The sequence below is a fragment of the Aliivibrio finisterrensis genome (assembly GCF_008933155.1).
Lineage (GTDB): Bacteria > Pseudomonadota > Gammaproteobacteria > Enterobacterales > Vibrionaceae > Aliivibrio > Aliivibrio finisterrensis.
This window is the reverse complement of record NZ_WBVP01000028.1, coordinates 1-21,367: the sequence shown is the minus strand read 5'-3', so window position 1 is coordinate 21,367 and position 21,367 is coordinate 1. Positions and strand designations below refer to the sequence as shown.

At 38.3% G+C, this 21,367-nt stretch carries 20 protein-coding genes, 5 tRNA genes and 1 riboswitch; of the genes, 8 read left to right on the top strand and 17 right to left on the bottom strand.

What is annotated here, in order from left to right:
- Positions 1-16 precede the first annotated feature (16 nt).
- Positions 17-370, top strand: coding sequence for a VC1380 family protein (locus F8B77_RS16405; protein ID WP_130047465.1), 354 nt, complete (start codon positions 17-19; stop codon positions 368-370).
- Positions 371-409: 39 nt separating this feature from the next.
- Here the strand turns inward: F8B77_RS16405 and F8B77_RS16400 are convergent, their stop codons facing one another.
- The 11 genes from F8B77_RS16400 to torR form a co-directional block, all read right to left on the bottom strand.
- Positions 410-1,252: an energy-coupling factor transporter transmembrane component T family protein gene (locus tag F8B77_RS16400; RefSeq protein ID WP_130045576.1), complete on the bottom strand. Its 843-nt coding sequence runs from the start codon at positions 1,250-1,252 to the stop codon at positions 410-412.
- Positions 1,242-2,951, bottom strand: a complete 1,710-nt coding sequence (locus F8B77_RS16395) for an ABC transporter ATP-binding protein (protein ID WP_130087672.1) — start codon at positions 2,949-2,951, stop codon at positions 1,242-1,244. The genes F8B77_RS16400 and F8B77_RS16395 overlap by 11 nt, the downstream gene beginning before the upstream one ends.
- A 3-nt stretch (positions 2,952-2,954) precedes the next feature.
- Positions 2,955-3,506, bottom strand: a complete 552-nt coding sequence (locus F8B77_RS16390; protein ID WP_130045574.1) for an ECF-type riboflavin transporter substrate-binding protein — start codon at positions 3,504-3,506, stop codon at positions 2,955-2,957.
- A gap of 369 nt (positions 3,507-3,875) precedes the next feature.
- Positions 3,876-3,962 (bottom strand) — tRNA-Leu (locus F8B77_RS16385).
- A 101-nt stretch (positions 3,963-4,063) separates the two neighbouring features.
- A tRNA-Cys gene (locus F8B77_RS16380) sits at positions 4,064-4,137 on the bottom strand.
- Positions 4,138-4,213: 76 nt separating this feature from the next.
- A tRNA-Leu gene (locus F8B77_RS16375) sits at positions 4,214-4,300 on the bottom strand.
- Between the two features lie 185 nt (positions 4,301-4,485).
- Positions 4,486-4,561: transfer RNA gene (locus F8B77_RS16370), tRNA-Gly, on the bottom strand.
- A gap of 11 nt (positions 4,562-4,572) precedes the next feature.
- A tRNA-Cys gene (locus tag F8B77_RS16365) sits at positions 4,573-4,646 on the bottom strand.
- Positions 4,647-4,773: 127 nt separating this feature from the next.
- On the bottom strand, positions 4,774-5,718 hold the full coding sequence (gene rluF, locus F8B77_RS16360) for a 23S rRNA pseudouridine(2604) synthase RluF (RefSeq protein WP_130047463.1): 945 nt from the start codon (positions 5,716-5,718) through the stop codon (positions 4,774-4,776).
- A 118-nt stretch (positions 5,719-5,836) separates the two neighbouring features.
- Positions 5,837-7,282, bottom strand: coding sequence for a hypothetical protein (locus F8B77_RS16355; RefSeq protein ID WP_151656648.1), 1,446 nt, complete (start codon positions 7,280-7,282; stop codon positions 5,837-5,839).
- A 190-nt stretch (positions 7,283-7,472) separates the two neighbouring features.
- Entirely contained in the window at positions 7,473-8,171 is a 699-nt protein-coding gene (gene torR / locus F8B77_RS16350; RefSeq protein WP_130045571.1) for a two-component system response regulator TorR, read from the bottom strand.
- 235 nt (positions 8,172-8,406) lie between these two features.
- Between torR and torD the strand changes: the two genes are divergently transcribed.
- The 3 genes from torD to F8B77_RS16335 all read left to right on the top strand — a co-directional run bounded on the left by torD (position 8,407) and on the right by F8B77_RS16335 (position 11,286).
- The gene (gene torD / locus F8B77_RS16345; RefSeq protein WP_151656646.1) at positions 8,407-9,054 is read left to right on the top strand and encodes a molecular chaperone TorD; all 648 of its coding nucleotides are present in this window, start codon (positions 8,407-8,409) and stop codon (positions 9,052-9,054) included.
- Positions 9,055-9,327: 273 nt separating this feature from the next.
- The gene (gene purR, locus F8B77_RS16340; RefSeq protein ID WP_151656644.1) at positions 9,328-10,335 is read left to right on the top strand and encodes an HTH-type transcriptional repressor PurR; all 1,008 of its coding nucleotides are present in this window, start codon (positions 9,328-9,330) and stop codon (positions 10,333-10,335) included.
- A 155-nt stretch (positions 10,336-10,490) separates the two neighbouring features.
- Positions 10,491-10,572, top strand: a riboswitch (cyclic di-GMP riboswitch).
- Between the two features lie 126 nt (positions 10,573-10,698).
- Positions 10,699-11,286, top strand: coding sequence for a TfoX/Sxy family DNA transformation protein (locus F8B77_RS16335; RefSeq protein ID WP_151656642.1), 588 nt, complete (start codon positions 10,699-10,701; stop codon positions 11,284-11,286).
- 47 nt (positions 11,287-11,333) lie between these two features.
- Here the strand turns inward: F8B77_RS16335 and F8B77_RS16330 are convergent, their stop codons facing one another.
- Entirely contained in the window at positions 11,334-12,071 is a 738-nt protein-coding gene (locus F8B77_RS16330) for a VP0952 family biofilm-associated protein (RefSeq protein WP_151656640.1), read from the bottom strand.
- A gap of 138 nt (positions 12,072-12,209) precedes the next feature.
- On the opposite strand from F8B77_RS16330, the gene F8B77_RS16325 reads away from it, so the two are divergent.
- Entirely contained in the window at positions 12,210-12,512 is a 303-nt protein-coding gene (locus tag F8B77_RS16325; RefSeq protein WP_130087667.1) for an MGMT family protein, read from the top strand.
- Between the two features lie 37 nt (positions 12,513-12,549).
- Here the strand turns inward: F8B77_RS16325 and F8B77_RS16320 are convergent, their stop codons facing one another.
- On the bottom strand, positions 12,550-13,053 hold the full coding sequence (locus F8B77_RS16320) for a YbaY family lipoprotein (RefSeq protein ID WP_151656638.1): 504 nt from the start codon (positions 13,051-13,053) through the stop codon (positions 12,550-12,552).
- Between the two features lie 230 nt (positions 13,054-13,283).
- Between F8B77_RS16320 and tesB the strand changes: the two genes are divergently transcribed.
- Positions 13,284-14,147 (top strand): acyl-CoA thioesterase II, encoded by an 864-nt coding sequence (gene tesB, locus F8B77_RS16315; protein ID WP_130045564.1) that lies wholly within the window; start codon positions 13,284-13,286, stop codon positions 14,145-14,147.
- Positions 14,148-14,222: 75 nt separating this feature from the next.
- Here the strand turns inward: tesB and F8B77_RS16310 are convergent, their stop codons facing one another.
- Positions 14,223-14,690, bottom strand: coding sequence for an Lrp/AsnC family transcriptional regulator (locus F8B77_RS16310; RefSeq protein WP_130045563.1), 468 nt, complete (start codon positions 14,688-14,690; stop codon positions 14,223-14,225).
- Positions 14,691-14,822: 132 nt separating this feature from the next.
- Here F8B77_RS16310 and F8B77_RS16305 point away from each other — a divergent pair, with 132 nt between their 5' ends.
- A complete protein-coding gene (locus tag F8B77_RS16305; protein WP_151656636.1) occupies positions 14,823-15,887 on the top strand; it encodes a PLP-dependent cysteine synthase family protein in 1,065 nt (354 codons plus the stop codon).
- Positions 15,888-16,012: 125 nt separating this feature from the next.
- On the top strand, positions 16,013-16,696 hold the full coding sequence (gene queC / locus F8B77_RS16300; RefSeq protein WP_151656634.1) for a 7-cyano-7-deazaguanine synthase QueC: 684 nt from the start codon (positions 16,013-16,015) through the stop codon (positions 16,694-16,696).
- Between the two features lie 129 nt (positions 16,697-16,825).
- On the opposite strand, the gene vexH is transcribed toward queC, so the two are convergent.
- From vexH to F8B77_RS17885, 3 genes are all read right to left on the bottom strand, one after another.
- Positions 16,826-19,936 carry a vibriobactin export RND transporter permease subunit VexH gene (gene vexH, locus F8B77_RS16295; RefSeq protein ID WP_151656632.1) on the bottom strand — a complete coding sequence of 1,037 codons (3,111 nt, stop codon included), beginning with the start codon at positions 19,934-19,936 and terminating at the stop codon, positions 16,826-16,828.
- Positions 19,937-19,938: 2 nt separating this feature from the next.
- Positions 19,939-20,994: an efflux RND transporter periplasmic adaptor subunit gene (locus F8B77_RS16290; RefSeq protein ID WP_151656630.1), complete on the bottom strand. Its 1,056-nt coding sequence runs from the start codon at positions 20,992-20,994 to the stop codon at positions 19,939-19,941.
- A 163-nt stretch (positions 20,995-21,157) separates the two neighbouring features.
- Positions 21,158-21,367 (bottom strand): hypothetical protein (locus F8B77_RS17885; RefSeq protein ID WP_208846165.1); only part of this gene is annotated, 210 nt, incomplete at its 5' end.

Below are 21,367 nucleotides of genomic sequence, written 5' to 3'. Positions count from 1 at the left end.
CTCTTGAGAAAAAAGTGTGAAAATTTCAAAACTGATTCAAAACTTACAAGATATTCAAGCATCCAGTGACGATGACTTAGAGGTCGTAACAGGTGAAGAATGGTTTCCAGAACAATTATTAAATACTTCAGTAAACCATAACATGACATTCTTGCACTTTGACCGCATGCCTAGTGATATTCCAGCGGAGATTGACGCTCGTGGCTTTCTTGAGCATGAAGAAGTGCTTATTAAAAAGCTCATTAATAATGTAATTTTTAGCGAACTAGAGCCTGAAGATATGGTTAATAAACTTACTTCGATGTTAATTTTCAGCCATGAAAACATCAGCTCTGATGTAATTGAACACTTTAGTGAAACCGAAAAATAAAAAGTAGGTACAATACCTACTTTTGATTATTTAATGCTATTACCCAAATGGATACCAAAAGAGACTCGTTTCAACAACACGCTTGGTAATAGCTAAAATCACAATAACTAACAACCCACTCATCATGAGCTTATCTGTTCTTGTTATTACTTTTTCACTAAACCATGTTCTGCTTTTCGCTCTTCCAAAACCTCTTAATACCATAGCATTAGAGATTTCATCCGCTCTATCTAGGCTAGAAAAGATCAATGGCCCAAGTATTTTTGCAATATTACTAATACGAGTAAATACAGGCACGTTCTTCGATAAATCAACTCCGCGAGCTTGTTGTGCATGCATAATGTTCACAAAATCGCTTTTTACTTCAGGCAAATAACGTAATGTTAAGCTTACTGCATAAGCAATTTTATACGGTAAGCCAATACGGTTTAAACTTGCAGCAAATTCCGTTGGATGTGTTGTAAATACAAACACAAGTGCAATTGGGAACATACTAAAGTATTTTAAAGTTACGGTTATTAAGTAAAATAAGGTCTCTTGTGTAATCGCATAACTACCAAAAATTGGCATTATCACGGTTGTTGAACCCAGCAGTTCATTGCCTTGATTGGGAGCAAGTAAAAACATAAACACCGCATTCATACTTAGAACTGTCGCAGTGCCAATCAGTAATGGCTTATATGCTTTAAATGGCACTTTTGTCGCCCTTAGCAAATATAAACCAATCATGATCAGCGGAACAATGATCCGCAAATCAAATGTCGTCAAGACCACCGTTATCCATGTTATAAATAGAAGAAACTTGGTTACGCCATTTAAACGGTGAAGCCAAGTATCTAAATCCACATAGTTAATACCAAAACTTTGTTTATTAGTGGACATTCTTTTTACTCTCATGTTCTGCGGTTATGAACTGCTGTATAAAGCCTGTAATATTGGTAATACCTAGCTTCTCTGCTAACTCATATAGGCTTGTTACGGTTAAATTTGCTTTATTTAACAATTCCGGTTTACTAAAGATATGAGTTACTTTTTGATCAGCAATACATTTACTATCGGCAATTACAATAGCGCGAGTGGTATGCTCTAATACTAGGTGCATATCATGCGAAATAATAAGTACAGTTAAACCAAGTTCACGATTTAGCTGATTAATGAAGCTCAACATCGAGGTATAATTTTGATAATCTTGCCCAGCAGTTGGCTCATCAAGGATCAATAATTCAGGTTCAAGAACCAAAATTGATGCAATAGTGACTCGCTTCTTTTGCCCATAGCTCAATGCATCAATAGGCCAGTGACGAAAACGGCTTAATCCGCATAAATCTAAGGCTCTAAGTACTTTATCTTCTGTTTCTTTTTCTGATAAACCACTATTCACTAAACCAAACGCAACTTCATCATAAATCATATGGTGAGAAATCATATGGTTGGGGTTTTGTAGTACCACTCCCACTTTTTGTGAGCGCTCATAAATAGACAACTCGGCGAGATCTTGGCCATTTAATACAATAGAGCCTTGATCAGGGTGTAAAACGCCCATTACAAGTTTTGTTATTGTCGATTTACCAGATCCATTTTTGCCTAAAATAGAGACAAATTCGCCTTTATTCACCGTAAAAGAGATATCTTCTAGTGCATTGATCTTACCATCGTATGAATAGCTCAGGTTTTCAATAGATAAAAGCGTCTCTTCTCTTACTTCTAAAGGTGTTGAAGGCTCATTATCTAAAAACCAAGAATCAACCGCTGGTTTAATTTGATTGTTAGGGATTGATGCTAGATGACTACAGTTTGCTAATGAGTTAAGGTCAATACCACATCGTTTTAATAACGAAATATACAATGGCTCTCTAATACCGTGCTCTGCTAATAGCGGGGAGCGAATTAACGCATCAGGCGTCATATCCGCAACTATTTCACCTTGATCCATTAAAATAATACGATCCACAGAACGATAAAGAACGTCTTCTAAACGGTGCTCAATAATAACAACCGTTTTACCACTGTTTTTATGCAAATCATCAATGATGTCAATCGTTGCCTTGCCTGTTTTTGGGTCAAGACTTGCTAATGGTTCATCAAACAATAAAATATCAACATCGTCTACCAGAATACCGCCAAGTGATACTCGCTGTTTCTGCCCGCCACTAAGGTCGTAAGGCGATTTTTTCAATAGCTGTTCAAGGTCAACCATTTTAGCCGTATCACGAACAATCGGGTACATTTTAGCTCTTGATACCATTTGATTTTCAAGAGCAAAAGCAATGTCCTCACCTACCGTTAAGCCTACAAATTGACTGTCAGTATCTTGTAAAACCGTACCTACATTTTCAGTGTATTGTTCTATAGGCCATTCTGACACATTATGGTCATTAATATGAAGTTGACCCTGGCTCTCGCCTTTAATGGTATGAGGAATAAGACCATTCAAACATTGGCCTAATGTTGACTTACCACTACCGCTTGGGCCGATAATTAAGATCTTTTCTCCTTGCTCTATCCTTAGATTGATATTTTTAAGCGTCGGCTTATCCTGTGACGCATATCGAAAAGAGAAATTAGAAAAGGTTACGCTCATTTATTATGGCGCCTCTGTTAGGTTTGTGCTTTGCTGCTTACGTTTTGCTAGGTTAGTCAAAATAAAGTAACCCACGATCGCAATAAGCACCGTATTACCTGCTGCAATAATGCAAAGCTGCATAAATACTTTTGTGAATGGTTCTGCATATAAAATAGTGTCTAAGAAAGCAGAAGTACCGTAACCAATTACATTGCCTGCAAAGGCCAATACAACGAAAATGAAAAAGTCTTTTTTATCAAAAAGTCCCGATTCAATACGTTTTTTTGTAATGATAGGAAATAAACCAATAACCAAGCCAACAATACCAGAGCCAAGTACCCACGTAAGCCAAACTCCCCAACCTGCAAACAAATCTGTTACCCAGTGGCCAATAAAACCAACTAAGAAGCCTACGATCGGTCCATAAAGTACCGAGAATAGTGCAAGCACAGCCATGGCTGGTTTTAATGTTGTATTCGCAAATACAGGAATACCAAACATTGGTAAGCCACCAATACCATACAGAGCAGCACCGATAGCAATAACAACAACAGTTTTAGCAGAAAGGTTCATAATCTTTGCCTTGAAGCATAAATGAGATAAATAACTAGAAAGGCGCGCATTATACAGTAACTTGCGCGGTTTGGAAATATTTACATCTAGACGTCTACACGTTTTTTAAGGCACTAATTACTCGGTTTGATATAATACCAATCTACATAAGTATTTGATCATTCTTGCTTATTAAAATTGATTATATCTGCGTTATAAATTTTGTAATTAGATCCACTAGTTACTGTAATTTATGCCTTGCTCTAATCGATTTTTCCTACGCAATTATCTGAACAACTACTTATCCAGAATGGTATAAATTCGGATAGCCGTTTTGATTTAATAGAAAAGAAAAAAGGCTCATCATTTCTGATGAGCCTTTCTAATTGATGGTGCCCCGGGCCGGACTTGAACCGGCACAGCGCGAACGCCGAGGGATTTTAAATCCCTTGTGTCTACCAATTCCACCACCAGGGCACGCAATTTCTTGCGATGCTTCTAACCATGACTCTAATTAAAGAGAGGTGACACCATCTTAATTACCGCTACTGCCGTAATGTTTAATTTTATTGAGTAAGTGGAGGCGCCTCCCGGAGTCGAACCGAGGTCCACGGATTTGCAATCCGCTGCATAGCCACTCTGCCAAGGCGCCATTTTTACTTACTCTGTTGCTTTTGTGTTATTAAGTAACACATTATATTAAAATTCACATTTAAATATAAAATAGATGGTGCCCCGGGCCGGACTTGAACCGGCACAGCGCGAACGCCGAGGGATTTTAAATCCCTTGTGTCTACCAATTCCACCACCAGGGCACGCAATTTCTTGCGATGCCGCTTACTGAAAAGTAAAACACCATCTGTAATTACCGCTACTGCAGTAACTTTTAATTTGTAGCGACATACGAGGTTCCCGATCTTCAAGGCTTAGGCGTGACCTCAACCTTGGCTAGGTTGCTCTTCCATACAAAAGAACATTCAACGTATTTCACTTTAAAATCTGGAGCGACACACGAGGTTCGAACTCGTGACCTCAACCTTGGCAAGGTTGCGCTCTACCAGCTGAGCTAGTGTCGCATTATAAAGAATGGAGGCGCCTCCCGGAGTCGAACCGAGGTCCACGGATTTGCAATCCGCTGCATAGCCACTCTGCCAAGGCGCCATCTCTTTACGGGGCTTAATGTAACTGATTTAAAAAAAGAGTCAAACAAAAATTTGAATTTAACTCTCTGTTTGTAGACTTTATCGTCAAAACGTTGATAATTCAGCTAAAATGTTGAAAAAACAACCTATTTAGCGCGCCATACTTTAATTTCTGATTGCCCCTTCCCTTTCGGTTTACGATCAGTATTACGGTTTGAGCTAGGTTTACCAAAACGCTCTTCTTTGGCTTTTTCACGACGTTTTTCATTAAACGTATTATTTGAGTGGTGATTACGACCTGAACTTGCTTTTTTCAAGACTCTAATCTTCCCATCAACTTCTTTAATTTTACGAGAGGCTTCTTCCGTTTTACTTGATTCACCTATCATACTATTAATCTCGTTCATTTCAGAAGCCGTTAAATAACGCCACTCACCAGAAGCCAATTTACCAAGGTCAATATTCATAATACGCACACGTTTTAGTTTAAATACTTCATAATCTAGGTATTCACACATACGACGAATTTGGCGATTTAGACCTTGAGTTAACGTAATTCGAAATACAAATCGCGATTCTTGTTTAATCTTACAAGGTAAAGTAACCGTATCTAAAATAGGTACGCCTGCTGCCATTTTCTGTAAGAATTCCTCAGTAATCGGTTTATCAACACGCACAACGTATTCTTTTTCGTGAGCATTACCCGCACGCAAGATCTTATTTACAATATCGCCATCACTGGTTAAAAAGATCAAACCATCTGACGGCTTATCCAAACGTCCAATTGGGAAGATACGTTGTTCATGGTTAATGAAATCAACAATATTCCCTTCAACATGACGTTCAGTTGTACAAGTAATGCCTACGGGTTTATTAAACGCAATATAGATACGCTCTTGTTTCGCTTTTAGTGGTTTACCATCAACTAAAACTTCATCACCTTCAGCAACTTTTGTTCCCATTTCAGGAACCTTGCCATTAATAGTAATACGTTCTTGATCAATAAGCTTATCGGCTTCTCTGCGCGAGCAGTAACCTGTATCACTGATAAATTTATTTAAGCGTGTTAATTTAGGTTCTGGTGATGTCATGATGTACCTCAAAAAAGTGAACAAGCGCAGTTTATCAGAAACGGATAAATATCCAATAAAAAAGCACCCTCAGCGATTACCTTGGGTGCTTATATCAACAAAATCAAAAGTGTTAATATTATTTGATCTCTGTTTCTACCTTAATTTCTTCTGCTGGTGCAGACACTGTTGTACTCTCAACTGGTATTGACTCAGCGTCAATATTTACAGCATCAGTTGATGATACTTCTGCTTCAACAGTTTCAGCTACCACTTCTTTACTCTCTTGAACTTCAGCCTCTTTAGTATTAGTTGGTTCAGCAATCGCTGCCGTATCTTCTACTGTGGTCGGCTCTTCAGAAGAAGATAATGATTCTTCTGCTGCTTTTTCCGCTACTTCCTTTTCTTTATAAGAGGCAATAACTGAATTTAAGTTGTTAATTAGATTATCATTACGCTCTAATTGTTGAGTTAATACAAGCACTTGCTTTTGAACATCAGCACGGTCATTAGTTTGCTTCTCAACGGTAACTTCTAAAGTCTTAATTTGAACATTTAGATCTTTAATTTTTGCTTCCAGATCAGCAGTATTATTTTTTTCATGCATTTGTTGCACATCAGCCAGAATGGATTCGGTTTGAATTCTCAATGGTTGATCACGGTAATCATCACCGTTAATCGCTTGAGATACAGAAAGTAATTTATTCTCAAACTCTAAAACGGTTTGCTCAAATTGGCCATTTTTAACAGCTTTCAATAACTTAACTTCAGCTGCCATATTTTTTAAATGATCAATCTGAAAACGTGTTTTAGCAACTACATCAGCAATCAGTGCCTGATCACGATTGTTCGCTTGAACCGCTTTTTTTGTTTTGTCTAATTCTGCTTTTGTTTGCCCATAGCTAATGGGTGCAATGGCTTTAAAACCTTTACTTGATAATATTGAAAACTCTTTTTCTAATGGCTCAACATGAATTTTCAGTGTCGTTTTGATTTCCGTCGCTTTAGCTTTAGTCAGGAAAGAAGCCTGTTCTGTTTGTGCTTCAGCAATATCATCTTCGATAACCGTAACAAATAAAGCTTTGTATTGTTTATTTAGGTTAGCAAACTCCTGAGGGTAATAGCGTTGCACATCAATTGAATTGATATAAGTCATCTGAGCGATTGCATCAGACAGCACGATATCTGCATTTTCTTTGTAGCTTTTTAGTTTATTAAATTGTGCATCCGCATTGGTTACTAATGACATATATTTAGCCGCATAAGAACCTGAAGAGAACATTGAGTACTCTTCATTAATTAAACCTGGCTCTTTTTCGATTTCTAAGAAAATCTCTTTCGCTTCTAGCCATTCATCCATCATAGAGGCATAAGTAGACTCTGAATAAATTTGGAACTCAGAGACTGAATCAAACGTCGTTTTATCCAGTGAATATTGCTTCTGAAGTGCATCAAATGTTGCTATTGATGGCGTATTTTTATTCTGTTCAACCGAGACTGCTGAGGTTTCCCCACCAGTACTTTGACAACCCACCACACCAACTAATGCTGAGGCAATCACTGCCACTTTGAAATATTGTTTCATCCTAAACCTATTAATAATTATGTTTGAATAGACAAGCGCAAGCACTCTAGGCTTATTTTATTATAAAAAACATTTTTAATCAGCTTTTCTTATAGATGAGTCACTAATTATATTGACAACTAAATAGGCAATAAAAAAGCCACTCAAATTCTGAGTGGCTTTTGATAAAATAAAAATAACTTAGGAGAGGTTAATCTCCTGCAAACATATAGCCTTCGCCATGAACAGTAACAAAAATTTGTGGATTTTTAGGGTCCATTTCCATTTTTGCACGCATTCTACGGATCAATACATCAATTGTTCTATCATTTGGAGCATCTACTCGATGACTTATCATATTTAAAATACGCTCACGTGATAGAACGGTATTAGGATATGACGACAGCGCAACTAACAACTCATATTCTGCTTTTGTTAATTTTACTGGCTCACCATTATTTGATAATGCTCGACGTTGAATATCAAATGTCCACTCGCCAAAACGAACTACATTTGATTCATCTAACTCTGCCGGTTCATTAGCTAATGACATACGCCAAAATAAGTTTTTAACTCGGACTAAAAGTTCACGTAGCTCGACAGGTTTTGTGACGTAATCATCAGCACCCATTTCCAAGCCTACGATTCGATCAATACTATCAGTTCGTCCTGTAACAAGAATAATACCAATATTAGATTGGCTACGCAGTTCGCGTGCCAACAATAAACCATCCTCTCCTGGTAGGTTTATATCAAGCATAATTAAATCAACTTTTTGTTCAGCCAAAATAGTTCGCATTTCTGCACCTGTTTCAGCCTCGCTCACTTGATATCCCTCGGCTTCAAAATAGCCTACAAGTTTAGAGCGAGTTACCACTTCGTCTTCAACAACTAAAATGTGATAGCTCATAATTTTCTCTTTTTATGGTTATTTGGATGGTTCTTATCTCATTCTATTCATATTTTGTAATAATGCCAATTTTCAATTGATATATCTGTAATTTGTTTGATTCAAAACAAATCTCAACCAAAATACGGCTTTAATCTTTACATATATATTTATACACGCTGTTAATGATAGGTGCTATTCCTTTTCACACTTATCCAGTACAATTCCCATATAAATTTTTTGGAGTGACGAATACATGAACGAATTGACTGCATTTAACGAACAACGCGCTGAAATTTACTGGTGGTTATCAAGTTTATTAACAAGCGAATTAACCGCAGAACAATTAGATGAATACAATAGCTTTGAAGTTCGTACATTTTTATCAAACTTAGCTGAAACCGCAGAATTATCTAGCCCAGTGAGTGCTCTAATTGAAAAGTTAAATCAATTACAAAAACGTGAAGACGTTCAACTTGAACTTTCTGCCGACTTTTGCCAAGCTTTTTTAGGTTCAGATAAAAGCAGTGCCCTACCCTATGCATCTCTATACCTTGATAAGTCAGGTCTTTTGAATGCAAAACCAGCACAAGAAATGCGTGCACTATTAGAGAAATATAACATTGCACAAAAAGCTGAATTTAATGAGCCTGCCGATCACATTGCCATTGAACTTGATTTTCTTGGTAATTTAATCGTGATGACAAACCAACAAGCTTCTGAAGAAGAATTTGAAGCTTACATGGAAGCTCAGTTAAACTTCATTAATGAGCAGCTCTTGTCATGGACACCACGCTTTAGCCAAATCTGCCAAGAGCGAGATGACTTCGGCTTCTACGCAGCGGTTACACATTTCTTAGTGACGTTCTTACAGTTAGATGCTGCATTCCTTACTGGTGAGTAATTAATTCACTCATTTTGATGATATAAATTAACAAGTACGTGATATAAATCAGATTACAACTAGAATTTATGAAATCAATAATTGTTTGCACTATACTTTACCTATAGTATGTGTACGCAAACGATAAAATTAAAACATTAAATAAAAGCCGCATTTTTAGCGGTTTTTTTCATTTATCAGGGCCTATTTATCTTCCATCAGTTCTTTAAAAGAGCAACACCTATTTTGTTGGAACATAAATAGCCCCTTATTTAACTATGTTAAGGCTTAAATATGGCTACAATTAAAGACGTTGCAAAATTAGCAGCGGTATCAACAACAACCGTATCTCACGTAATAAATAAAACTCGCTTCGTCGCTGAAGCAACACAAAAACGCGTGTGGGAAGCTGTCGACGAATTAAATTACGCACCAAGTGCCGTAGCTCGTAGTTTAAAATGCAACACAACACGAACTATCGGTATGCTAGTAACGCAATCATTCAATCCTTTTTTTGCAGAAGTAATGCACGGTGTTGAAAATTACTGTTACAAGCAAGGCTACACATTATTTATGTGTAATACCGAAGGTGATCTAGAAAAGCAAAAACATTACATCCGTATGCTGGCAGAGAAACGAGTAGATGGGTTACTTGTTATGTGTTCTGATCTAAATGAGCAACTTCTTGCACTTCTTGAAAAAAATACCGAACTACCTATGGTTATCATGGACTGGGGTCCAGACAGCCCACACACAGATAAAATCATTGATAATTCAGAAAAAGGTGGTTACTTAGCGACTAAACATTTGATTGAAAAAGGTCACACTGAAATCGCATGCATTACTGGTCAAGCAGATAAGGCAACGTGTAATGAGCGTATTCATGGTTTTAAACGTGCGCATGAAGAGGTAGGGTTAGCCTTTAATCCAAATTGGATTTTAGAAGGTGATTTTGAATGTGCTTCTGCAGCTAAAGCGATAGATAAACTAATCGCAATGGACAAACAGCCAACGGCTATATTCTGTTTCAATGACATTATGGCATTAGCCGCGATTAGTAGAATTAAACAGTCTGGTTTGCGCGTACCTGAAGATATCTCAGTGATTGGATATGATAATATTGAGTTATCTGCTTATTTCTCTCCACCACTCACTACAATTCATCAACCTAAGCGAAGAGTCGGAAAAACTGCGGTTGAAATTTTATTAGAGCGTATAAAAGATAAACATCACGAGCGTCGTATTTTTGAAATGCAGCCTGAAGTAGTATCTCGAAATAGTGTTTTTGATAAGACTAAATAATAAAGTTTAAATTTACAAAACAAGAACAATTAACGTCATTTTCAAGGAAAAGTTGAACCAACTTAACAAAAATGACGTTAACTTTATGGAGCAAGATCACACTTTTGTTTTTTTTTGGTCTCTTGACTTATTGATTGCTATATCATCATCCAAAGTCACGAACAGGGCAAACTGTGCGAAAGTGCAGGACGCAAAGCTTCCGGCCTAAGTTTAATATAGGGTAGCGGGGTTGCCGATGGCAAGTATTCTTTTATGCATTGTTAATTTTTACTTTAAAATAACAATTCTATATTTTAAACTTGCTACTATTTCCTCGGGCTCAGTTGTTTAGTGACATAGACTTACTAACCGAGAATTATTGCAATGGATAAACCAGTACTAAAAGAATCACTCCGTCTCCTCTCCTCTCTAGGAAAGATCACTTCACGTTCTATGTTTGGTGGTTTCGGTATATTCATCGACAGCACTATGTTCGCACTTGTCGTTCAAGATAAGCTGCATTTAAGATCAAGTGATGACACTATCAATTTATTTAAAGAACAAGGATTTGAACCGTACGTTTATAATAAACGTGGTTTTCCTGTAGTGACTAAATATTTTGCCATTTCAGCAGAACGCTGGGAAGAACCAGACTCTATTTTATTACAAGCGGTTATCGCCCTAGATGCCGCTAAAAAAGATAAAGAAAAACAAAAATCAGAAGGTCCATCTCGAATTAAAGACCTACCAAATTTACGATTAGCTACAGAAAGAATGCTTAAAAAGGCAGGCATAAATACTGTTAAAGAGCTTCGTGATACAGGGGCAGTTAACGCCTATAAAGCCATTCAAAAAACGCATTCTAGCAGTGTAAGCGATGAATTACTTTGGTCTCTTGAAGGTGCGATAAAAGGTACTCACTGGTCTGTTATTTCACCTAAAGCTAGAGATGAATTAAGAAGCCAACTGTAGGCTAATTCACTGTTATCATCAATTTTACTTCTAAATAGATGGTGAACCTAATCTGTTGGTTCATCATCTACCTGCATCATAAAATCAGTTATCCAACCAATCATTAAAATCATCAACCATGAAACCATCACAGAGGTAGGTACCTCGAACTTGGGTGAAATAATTAAGGTGGCAAATGCTATAACAGGTAAAAGCCATGACAGCATAGCGAGCCAATCACGATACTTTGAATTACCAACACTCTGTAAACAGACAATAAGACCAGTAATAGACAGAGCTACCAATGCCGCATGTTGCAAGCCGCCTATCCATAATGGAACGACCAAAACCAGAGGCCACCACGCATTTCGATTCACTGGTTTCCAACTTCTCGCCGCTACCCAAACTAAAATAACACTGATAATCTGAATCAATGTTAAAGACGCAGCCCCTTCTAATTTGCCTTCATACTGCAACGCCATTATTCCGGCTTCCATCGCCACCACTACTGCAATAATAAAAGCGATTAAATGGATACTTTTTCGTCGTGAAAATACCACCATCAATAATGGAAATAGAGTCCAAACAGAAATGGATAACGACAAAGGCTGCTCGCTTAACGTCCAACCAAATAGCGAAATACCACTCACTAACACCCAAGTAGCCACGCCCCCTTGAGGAATTAACCACAGCATTGGAATAGCCAAGGCCAATAAAGGAAGTTCACCTCCGCTAATCCCAAAAGCCAATACGCCAACAACAACAAGTAGAATACTTAATATAATTGATAATACAGTCAAAACCATCTTATCCCTCCTTGGTATCAAGCGGTTTACTTTGTTACTATTTCAGTTTAGCGGTAATAATTAGCTTTATCACTGACTCATCTCACTTTTCTAAGATAATACTTATCTGAATTGGCACGCATTAAGGTATTCATTTCAATGGACGAATTTGCTCAAAATATTTATACAAATCTATATTATGTGCCAAAGGGCCGAGTGATTACTTATGGACAACTTGCAAAATTGGCAGGCTTTCCTAATCATTCTAGACACGTAGGAAAAATATTATCAAAACTGCCAAAAGAAACGCAATTACCATGGTATCGAGTTGTTAATGCTCAAGGGAAGATATCATTACAAGGTGATAGATTTGAAAGACAGAAGCAATTACTTGAAGAGGAAAATATATTAATAAAGGATAATGGAAGTGTTTCAAACTTTAAACAAGTAGTTATGCCTTAAAACACAACTACTTATTTTTATATGCTACTTTTCAAAATTATTGACGAACGCCTTTTAGCATTAGGTCTTGTTGCATGGTTTTTGCTTCATCAGTAATAACGGCGTAGTTAGTATCTGTTGTAAAACGTAACTTACCATCCACTTTGATTGTTGCGCGTACAGAGTAGCGATGATTTGCTTGAATATCTGCTGTATCAAACTCTAACGAATAATCAAATGGAGATGATTTTTCTGCGGCCTCAAAAGTTTGCTCAGAAATCGTTTTTGATGGTGCATCAGCTAATGATACATCAGCCAGTGTCACTGTAATAACCGCATTTTCAGGCAATGCAATGCGCTCACGGTAACCAACACTACCCGTAACTACTTGTGTCTCAGCCACTTCAATTACGTCAGTATTTGCAGCATCAGTTTGAGTTACTTCCTCTTGAACTACAACTTCTTGTTTTACCGTTTCTTTTTCAGATTTATCTGTTGAATTACAGCCAACCATTGTAATCCCTGTAGCCACCGATAACGCCACCAATAATGATTTTTTCATTTTATTCTCTCTTTGTTATATATTTTGATAAAAACGACATAAATATAAACCTAATATATTAAACTGTCTTCTCATCGACTCTATCTTTGACAGAAAACTAACTCAACGACCGTAAAATCACACAGTCCTGATGTTATCTTGACCAAGTTAACATATTGTTTAACTTATTGAACTCAAACTGAATCTACCTCACAATAGAATAATTACGTTACTGGTACTAAGGCAAAGAAATGAATAAAGCATTAAATGAGTTATTGACCCTCCTACAGCTAGAACAATTAGAACAAGGTTTATTCAGAGGGCAAAGTGAAAACCTTGGTTTACCGCAAGTTTACGGTGGTCAAGTCATTGGCCAAGCGCTTTCAGCTGCTCGTTACACCGTAGATAACGCAAGAACGGTACATTCTTTTCATAGCTACTTTCTTCACCCTGGTGACCCAGAAAAAGCGATCATTTATGATGTTGAAAATCTAAGAGATGGTCGAAGCTTTAGTACCCGTCGTGTTAAAGCCATTCAAAACGGCCGTCCAATTTTCTATTTAACCGCTTCTTATCATGGTGATGAACCTGGTTTTGAGCACCAATCATCAATGCCTGACATTGCTGGCCCTGAAAACTTTGCTTCAGAAACGCAATTAGCAGAAGCCATTAAGCACGTACTTCCACCAGCGGTTCAGAAAATATTTTGTGGCGAAAAACCGATTGAAGTTCGTCCTGTTAATATCGTTAATCCATTAGCACCTAAAAAAGCTGCACCAACACAGCATTTATGGATCAAAGCAAACGGTGATTTGCCAGATAACCAATTAATTCATCAATATTTATTAGCTTACGCTTCTGATTGGGGATTTTTGCCAACAGCATTACACCCACATGAAGTCAGCTTATTAACGCCAAATTTCCAAGTTGCTACGATTGATCACTCAATGTGGTTCCACCGCCCATTTAAAATGGATGAGTGGTTGCTTTACTCTATTGAAAGCACCAATGCGAGCGGCTCTCGAGGCTTAGTTCGTGGGGAGATATTTAATCAGAAAGGTGAGCTTGTGGCGTCTGCAATGCAAGAAGGTGTTATGAGAATGAAGAAAAAATAAGCCATTTATCCCAAATAACGCAGGTCAGGTATTACTCCTGACCTGCGATAACAAAGTAATTTAATTACGGGAAATCTATAATGGTAGTTCTGTCGTATACTTCAAAGGCTCCATTGCAAATGTACTGGTAACATTCGAGATCCCATCAACACTATTCACTAATTTTTTATAGAAACCATCAAAGGCCTTCATGTCTTCTGATAACACCTTCATCATGTAATCATACTCACCTGCCATTCGATAAAATTCCATCACTTCAGGAAAATCAGAAACCGTATCAACAAATTTGTTGTACCATTCTTGTGAGTGATTTGAGGTTTTAATCAAAACAAAGGCATTAAAACTTAACCCTAATTTTTCTGGATTAAGCAAAGCCACTTTCTTTTCTATTACCCCTTCTTCTTCCAGCCTTTTTAATCGTTTCCAGCAAGGTGTCGTGGTTAAATTTACGGCCTCGGCTAAATCATGTAATGAGATAGTGCTGTCTTTTTGCAGTAATGAAAGTAAGGTCGTATCCACCTTATCTAGCTCATGCTTTCCCATAAAAACCTCACAATAGAAAAATTTTCTCTTTTATAGCTGTAATAAAGTAAATATAGCAAAGTTTTTCTCAACATACAGAGGTAAATTAATCACATCGCTACTATTTGCATTGAGAATATTAAGGAAAGCATTATGTGTACAGATCATGATTGGATTAACAACGCTATTCGTAAAATTGAAGCAGACTACCAACGCTCTGCTGACACACACCTAATTAAACTTGATTTGCCTATGCTTGATGGCATCGATTTATATCTGAAAGATGAGAGTACACATCCAACAGGCTCTCTTAAACATCGTTTAGCCCGCTCTCTTTTTCTTTATGCTATTTCTAATGGGTGGATTGGTCCAAACACGCCTATTATTGAATCATCATCGGGCAGCACCGCGGTATCTGAAGCCTACTTTGCCCGCCTACTTGGATTGCCATTCATTGCTGTAGTCCCTCGTAAAACAGCAAGTAAGAAGATTGAGATGATTAAATTCTATGGGGGTGAACCTCACTTTGTAGAACGTTCTGATGAGATTTATGCAGAGTCTCGTCGTCTTGCTGAAGAGTTAGATGGCCATTATATGGATCAATTTACTTACGCTGAACGTGCAACAGACTGGCGCGGAAATAACAACATTGCAGATAGCATTTTTCGTCAAATGCAATTAGAAGATCATCCTGAGCCAACGTGGCTTGTAATGAATCCAGGAACAGGCGGCACATCTGCAACCATTGGCCGTTTTATTCGTTACCAAAAATACAACACTAAATTATGCGTTGTGGACCCTGAAAACTCAGTATTCCATGACTTCTATAAAACGGGCAATAAAGAACTAACACTAGATGCTGGCAGTAAGATTGAAGGCATTGGTCGACCTCGCGTTGAGCCAAGCTTTATTCCCGGAGTTATCGATGAAATGCGCACTATTCCGGATGTAGCAAGCGTCGCAACGGCTCGTTGGTTAGAAGGAATTCTTGGACGAAAAGCCGGGGCTTCTACAGGAACCAACTTATTTGGCGCACTGCAACTTGCTTGTGAAATGCAACAACGCGATGAAAAAGGCTCTATCGTTACCCTGCTGTGTGATAGTGGTGAGAGATACCTTGATACGTATTATAATGACGAGTGGGTTGCTGATAATATCGGTGATTTAACACCGTGTTTAGAACAATTGGCTCGCTTTGAAACAACAGGTCAATTATAAAAACCAATAAAATAATAACGTCCCGCTAGGATAATGCCAATCGGTAATAACAATAAAAGCCATCGATCATCGATGGCTTTTTCATTACAATACAATTAAATAATCCTACAGAGATTCATTCTATTATGTCTACAGCAATCGTTGTTTTTAGTGGCGGTCAAGACTCCACTACCTGTTTAATTCAAGCTCTTACTCAATATGATAATGTTCATTGCATTACTTTTGATTACGGCCAACGCCATAATCAAGAAATTGAAGTAGCAAAAAAAGTCGCGCTGGAACTGGGTGCAGCCTCTCACAAGGTGATGGATGTTGGTTTACTTAATGAGCTTGCCGTTAGCTCATTAACTCGCGACAATATCCCTGTTTCTCATGAGCTGCAAGAAAATGGCCTACCTAACTCTTTTGTCCCGGGTCGTAATATCCTGTTCTTAACACTTGCTGGCATTTATGCATATCAATTAGGGGCTGAGTATGTCATCACTGGTGTTTGTGAAACTGACTTCTCTGGCTACCCTGATTGTCGAGATGAGTTTGTAAAATCAATTAACCAATCTCTCGTATTAGGTATGGATCGTAAACTTCGTATTGATACTCCACTTATGTGGCTAAATAAAGCAGAAACTTGGGCACTTGCTGATAAATATAGCAAATTAGATTATGTGCGTAGTCAAACTCTAACCTGTTATAACGGTGTGATTGGGGATGGATGTGGTGATTGCCCATCATGTGACTTACGTAAAAATGGTCTAGATGAGTATTTAGAAAATAAAGACGCAGTAATGGCAGATTTAAACGCCAAGCTATAGTGATTTACGTTACAACCAGTAAATCTAATCTAGGTAATACCAATCTACATAAGTATTTAATTTAAATAAAAAGGCCATCACTAAACATTAAGTAATGGCCTTTCTTTTTATCAAATTATCATTTCAATATTAATGCGAAATTCGCCCTTTAATATCATGATCTAATTCTTTATTTAATAACGCTTCTATATGACCTGGAGACTTAGTATTACCTGAGATTAAGCGATACATCGCAGGAATAACAAATAACGTAACCAAGGTCGCAAACGCCATACCAAAGAAAATAACGGTACCGACTGCTACTCGGCTTTCATAACCCGCGCCTGTAGACATTATCAATGGGATCGCACCGGCTAATGTCGTAAATGCCGTCATTAAGATCGGACGTAAACGACGGGCGGATGCATCGACAATCGCTTGCTCTAGCTCAACGCCTTTATCACGAAGTTGGTTCGCAAACTCAACAATCAAGATCCCGTTTTTAGTTACCATGCCGATCAACATGATCATTCCAATTTGGCTATAAATGTTGAGACCTTGCCCCATTATCACTAGCCCTAAGAAACCACCAAATACTCCCATAGGTACGGTAAACATAACCACCATTGGGTTGATAAAGCTTTCAAATTGCGCCGCAAGTACCAAATACGCAACAAGCAATGCTAGCCCGAATACAACAAGAATACTTGATTGGTTTTCTTTAAAGTCTTTTGACTCACCAGTGTAAGCCACTGAAATATCACTCGGTAGCATTTCTATCGCTTTTGCATCCAGATAATCCAGAGCATCACCTAATGTCGCACCATCTTTTAAATTGGCACTTAAGGTTATGGATTTCTGCTTATTGGTATGTGATAGACGAATAGCAGATGCCACCTCATTGATTTTCGTTACCGTATCAAGTGTCACTAAGTCACCCGTAGCGGTTCTCATGTAAATTTGGCTCAGATCCGCTGCGTTATTAAAGCTGTTTTCATCGCCTCGTAAATACACATCATATTCTTCACCACGATCCACATACGTGGTTTCACTTTTACCACCAAGCATGATTTCAAGGGTATCTGAAATATCAGAGATCTTAATGCCTAACTCAGCAGCACGGTTGCGATCAACCGACACAACTAACTCTGGTGTTTTTTCAGAATAGTTAATGTCTGCACCTTCCATCAATGGACTATTATTCGCTTCTGCTTTTAATATATCTCCCCACTTTTGCAGTTCTTTGTAATCGGAGCCACCAAGTACAAATTGCACAGGCTCACTTGAACCACCACGGAAACCAGGCATCATTGGAAATACACGAACATCTGGGATATCCGCTAAGGTTTTACGTATCAAACCTAATCCTTCTTGAGCGGTTAACTCTCTGTCTGCCCAATCCTCTAGGATCATGATAACAAAGCCTGTTTGGTCACCAGCTTGACCACCAAACGCTGGCGATTGAATACTGAATGATTTTAAAAAGCCTTTACCCAACAATGGCATCAGTCTCTCTTCAACAATATCCATGTTCGCACTCATTCGATTATAACTGGTCGCATCAGCACCACGAACAAAGGCAAACAGTACGCCACGGTCTTCTTGAGGTGTTAATTGTGCTGGAACCTGCTTCATCAAGCCGTAACTGCCGCCGATACACGCCAAGATAACCACTGGTGCCAATAAACGCCATGCCACGGCTTTAGATACTGATTTGCGATAACCACGCTCAAGCCCTGAAAATAATCTATCAACAAACAAGTTAAAACGATTTGGTTTAACATTGGCTTTTAAGATCTTGCTGCCTAGTACTGGGGTCAGTGTCAAAGCTATCAATGATGAAAACAACACTGACATTGCAAGCAATACAGAGAACTCAGTAAATAAGAGACCGACCATGCCATCCATAAATGAGATCGGCAAGAATACCATGACCAAAACTAAGGTTGTTGCTATTACGGCAAAGCCCACTTCTCTTGTGCCTTTATAGGCGGCTAATAATGGCGACTCACCTTTTTCTAGATGATGGAAAATGTTCTCTACGACCACAATGGCATCATCAACCACTAGACCAATCGATAAGATCAATGCCATTAATGTAATTAAGTTAATTGAAAAACCAAAGTAATAGGCGGCAATAAACGATGATATTAAAGAAACAGGTACCGTCACCGCAGGAATTAATGTCGCTCGCGCCTGACCAATAAAAATGTACAACACTAATATCACGAGACCACCCGTAATAAAGAGCGTGCTATACACCTCAGAGATAGAACGATCGATAAATACCGTCGAGTCATAATCAATGGCTAAGCGAGTACCCTCAGGTAAAAACTGCTGTATTTTTGCTACTTCTTCATGAACTAAATTGGCCACTTCTAGCGGGTTTGCGTCAGATTGAGGAACTATCCCCATACTTACGTTAACCACACCATCACTTTTAAACGTCGAATTTTCGTTTTCAGCACCAATGAACACCTCAGCGACATCTTTTAGGTAAATAGAAGTGCCATCACTCGCCGTTTTTACAACAAGATAGTTAAAATCTTCCGCTTGGTTATATAAGCGCTCTGTTCGAACTGACATAACAATCGCGTCATTTCGCACCTCACCACCTGGGCTTTCAATATTCTCTGAGCGCAATGCGGCAGTAATATCGGATGCCGTGACTCCACGCCCTGCCATCAAATCCGGTTGTAGCTTCACATACATTACTTTGTAAAGCCCACCAGAGATATCAACTGAGCTCACGCCAGTGATCAAGCTAAAACGGTCAACCAATACACGCTCGGTATAGTCAGTTAACTCTGTTCTATCCATTACACTAGAGCTTAGATTGATATAAAGCGACGCTTCTCCGCTGCCGTTGTTTTTAAAGACAATCGGATCATCCGCTTCGTCAGGCAAACTTCGTTGAGCACGAGCCACTGCATCACGAACATCACTTACCCCCGTATTTAAGTCGTAACCTAAATCAAAGGTAATAGTAATACGAGACATGCCGTTACGTGTTGTAGATTCAATCTCATCAATGCCACTAATACCAGAAAGCTGATCTTCTAATACTGTTGTTATCTGGCTTTCAATAATGGTTGCAGAGGCCCCCTCATAACGAGTACTGATAGATACTACTGGGCTTTCAATGTCTGGCATTTCACGTACAGCGAGTTTGCTAAAAGAAACCGCACCAAATACACACAACAATAAGCTAAGAACGATGGCAACAACTGGTCTTTTTACCGACGTATCCGATAACCACATAATTACTGTCCTTTAGCTACAGGCTGAGTCTTTTGTTCAAGCAACTTAACCGTTACCCCTTCACGCATATTAACTAAACCTTGAACCACAATATCTTGACCAATCTCTAAACCAGATTCAATCACGACGCGGTTTTCAACACGAGCACCAAGCGTAACTTGAGTACGTGTTACTTTATTATCATCACCAATAACGTACACATAACGTTTTGTACCAGAATATTCTAAAGCTTGTACTGGAATGATTGGGGCACTAATAGAAGGAAAATCCAACTCTGCCGCCATTAGCATACCGGGCTTCATCTTTAGATCTTTATTTGGGAACTCAATACGCACACGTAAATTCAAGGTTTCTGCATTAATACGAGAATCAATACCCACGACTTTTCCTGAAAATACGGTATTTCCCCATGCTTGACTTGTCGCATCGACTGTCATACCCGTTGATAACATTGAAAGGTAACGTTCTGGCACTTGTAAATCTAACTGCATTAAAGACAAGTTATCTAACGTCAGTAATTCAGTCCCAGCATTGACCATTTTACCGCGACTAAAATCAATAAACCCGACCGTACCAGAGAAAGGAGCAGAAATGTGAAGATCAGCTAAATTCGCATTTGCTGCCTCTAAACGAGCTTGCGCAATATCAACACTGGCTTTTTGGCCATCGATTTCCGTTTGAGTAATCGCGTTCTTTTTCGCTAAACGTTGAAATTCTTTCAGTTTACGTTTCTCATCATTCAAATACGCTTGGGCCTCTTTAATAGCAGCACTGGCTTTATCATCATTTAATTGAATTAAAAGCTGGCCTTTTTTGACCTCTTGATTTGCCTTAACCGCAATTCGGTCTATTTTTCCAGAGACCTCAGGAGATATGATGACAGACTCTGCCGCTTCTAATTTACCGATTAACGATAATGATTGAGATATTTCATGTGTTGCAACCTCTTCAGAGACAACAGCAACCGATTGATTTCCTCTTGATTTATTAGCATAAGAAGGTGTTGATAAAGTGCATGCTAATAAAACTGCAAGAGTAATAGACTTAGTTTGATTCATATTGATACTTATTATTTGAATTATTAAAATTACTTACTGGCTCTAGTTTACCAAGTGAAAGTGGTTTTGTTCGTCAATGAATGTAAAGATGGTGCAATAAACTGTAAAAACAATCACTTCCATATGACTCTTTTTTATATTATTTGTTCAAAAATGGTGCTTTTTACCCCTTTTTGACGAAAAACCAATCATTCAAACCAAAAAACAAAGAAAAGTGCTTTACAGAAAAACGAAGTTTGCTATTATTCGCTCCGAACTTGGCAAGGTCGTTGGGAAAACTCTTGTTAAGTATAAAAATATCTCGTTGGGGGGGTTCCCGAGTGGCCAAAGGGAGCAGACTGTAAATCTGCCGCGAAAGCTTCGATGGTTCGAA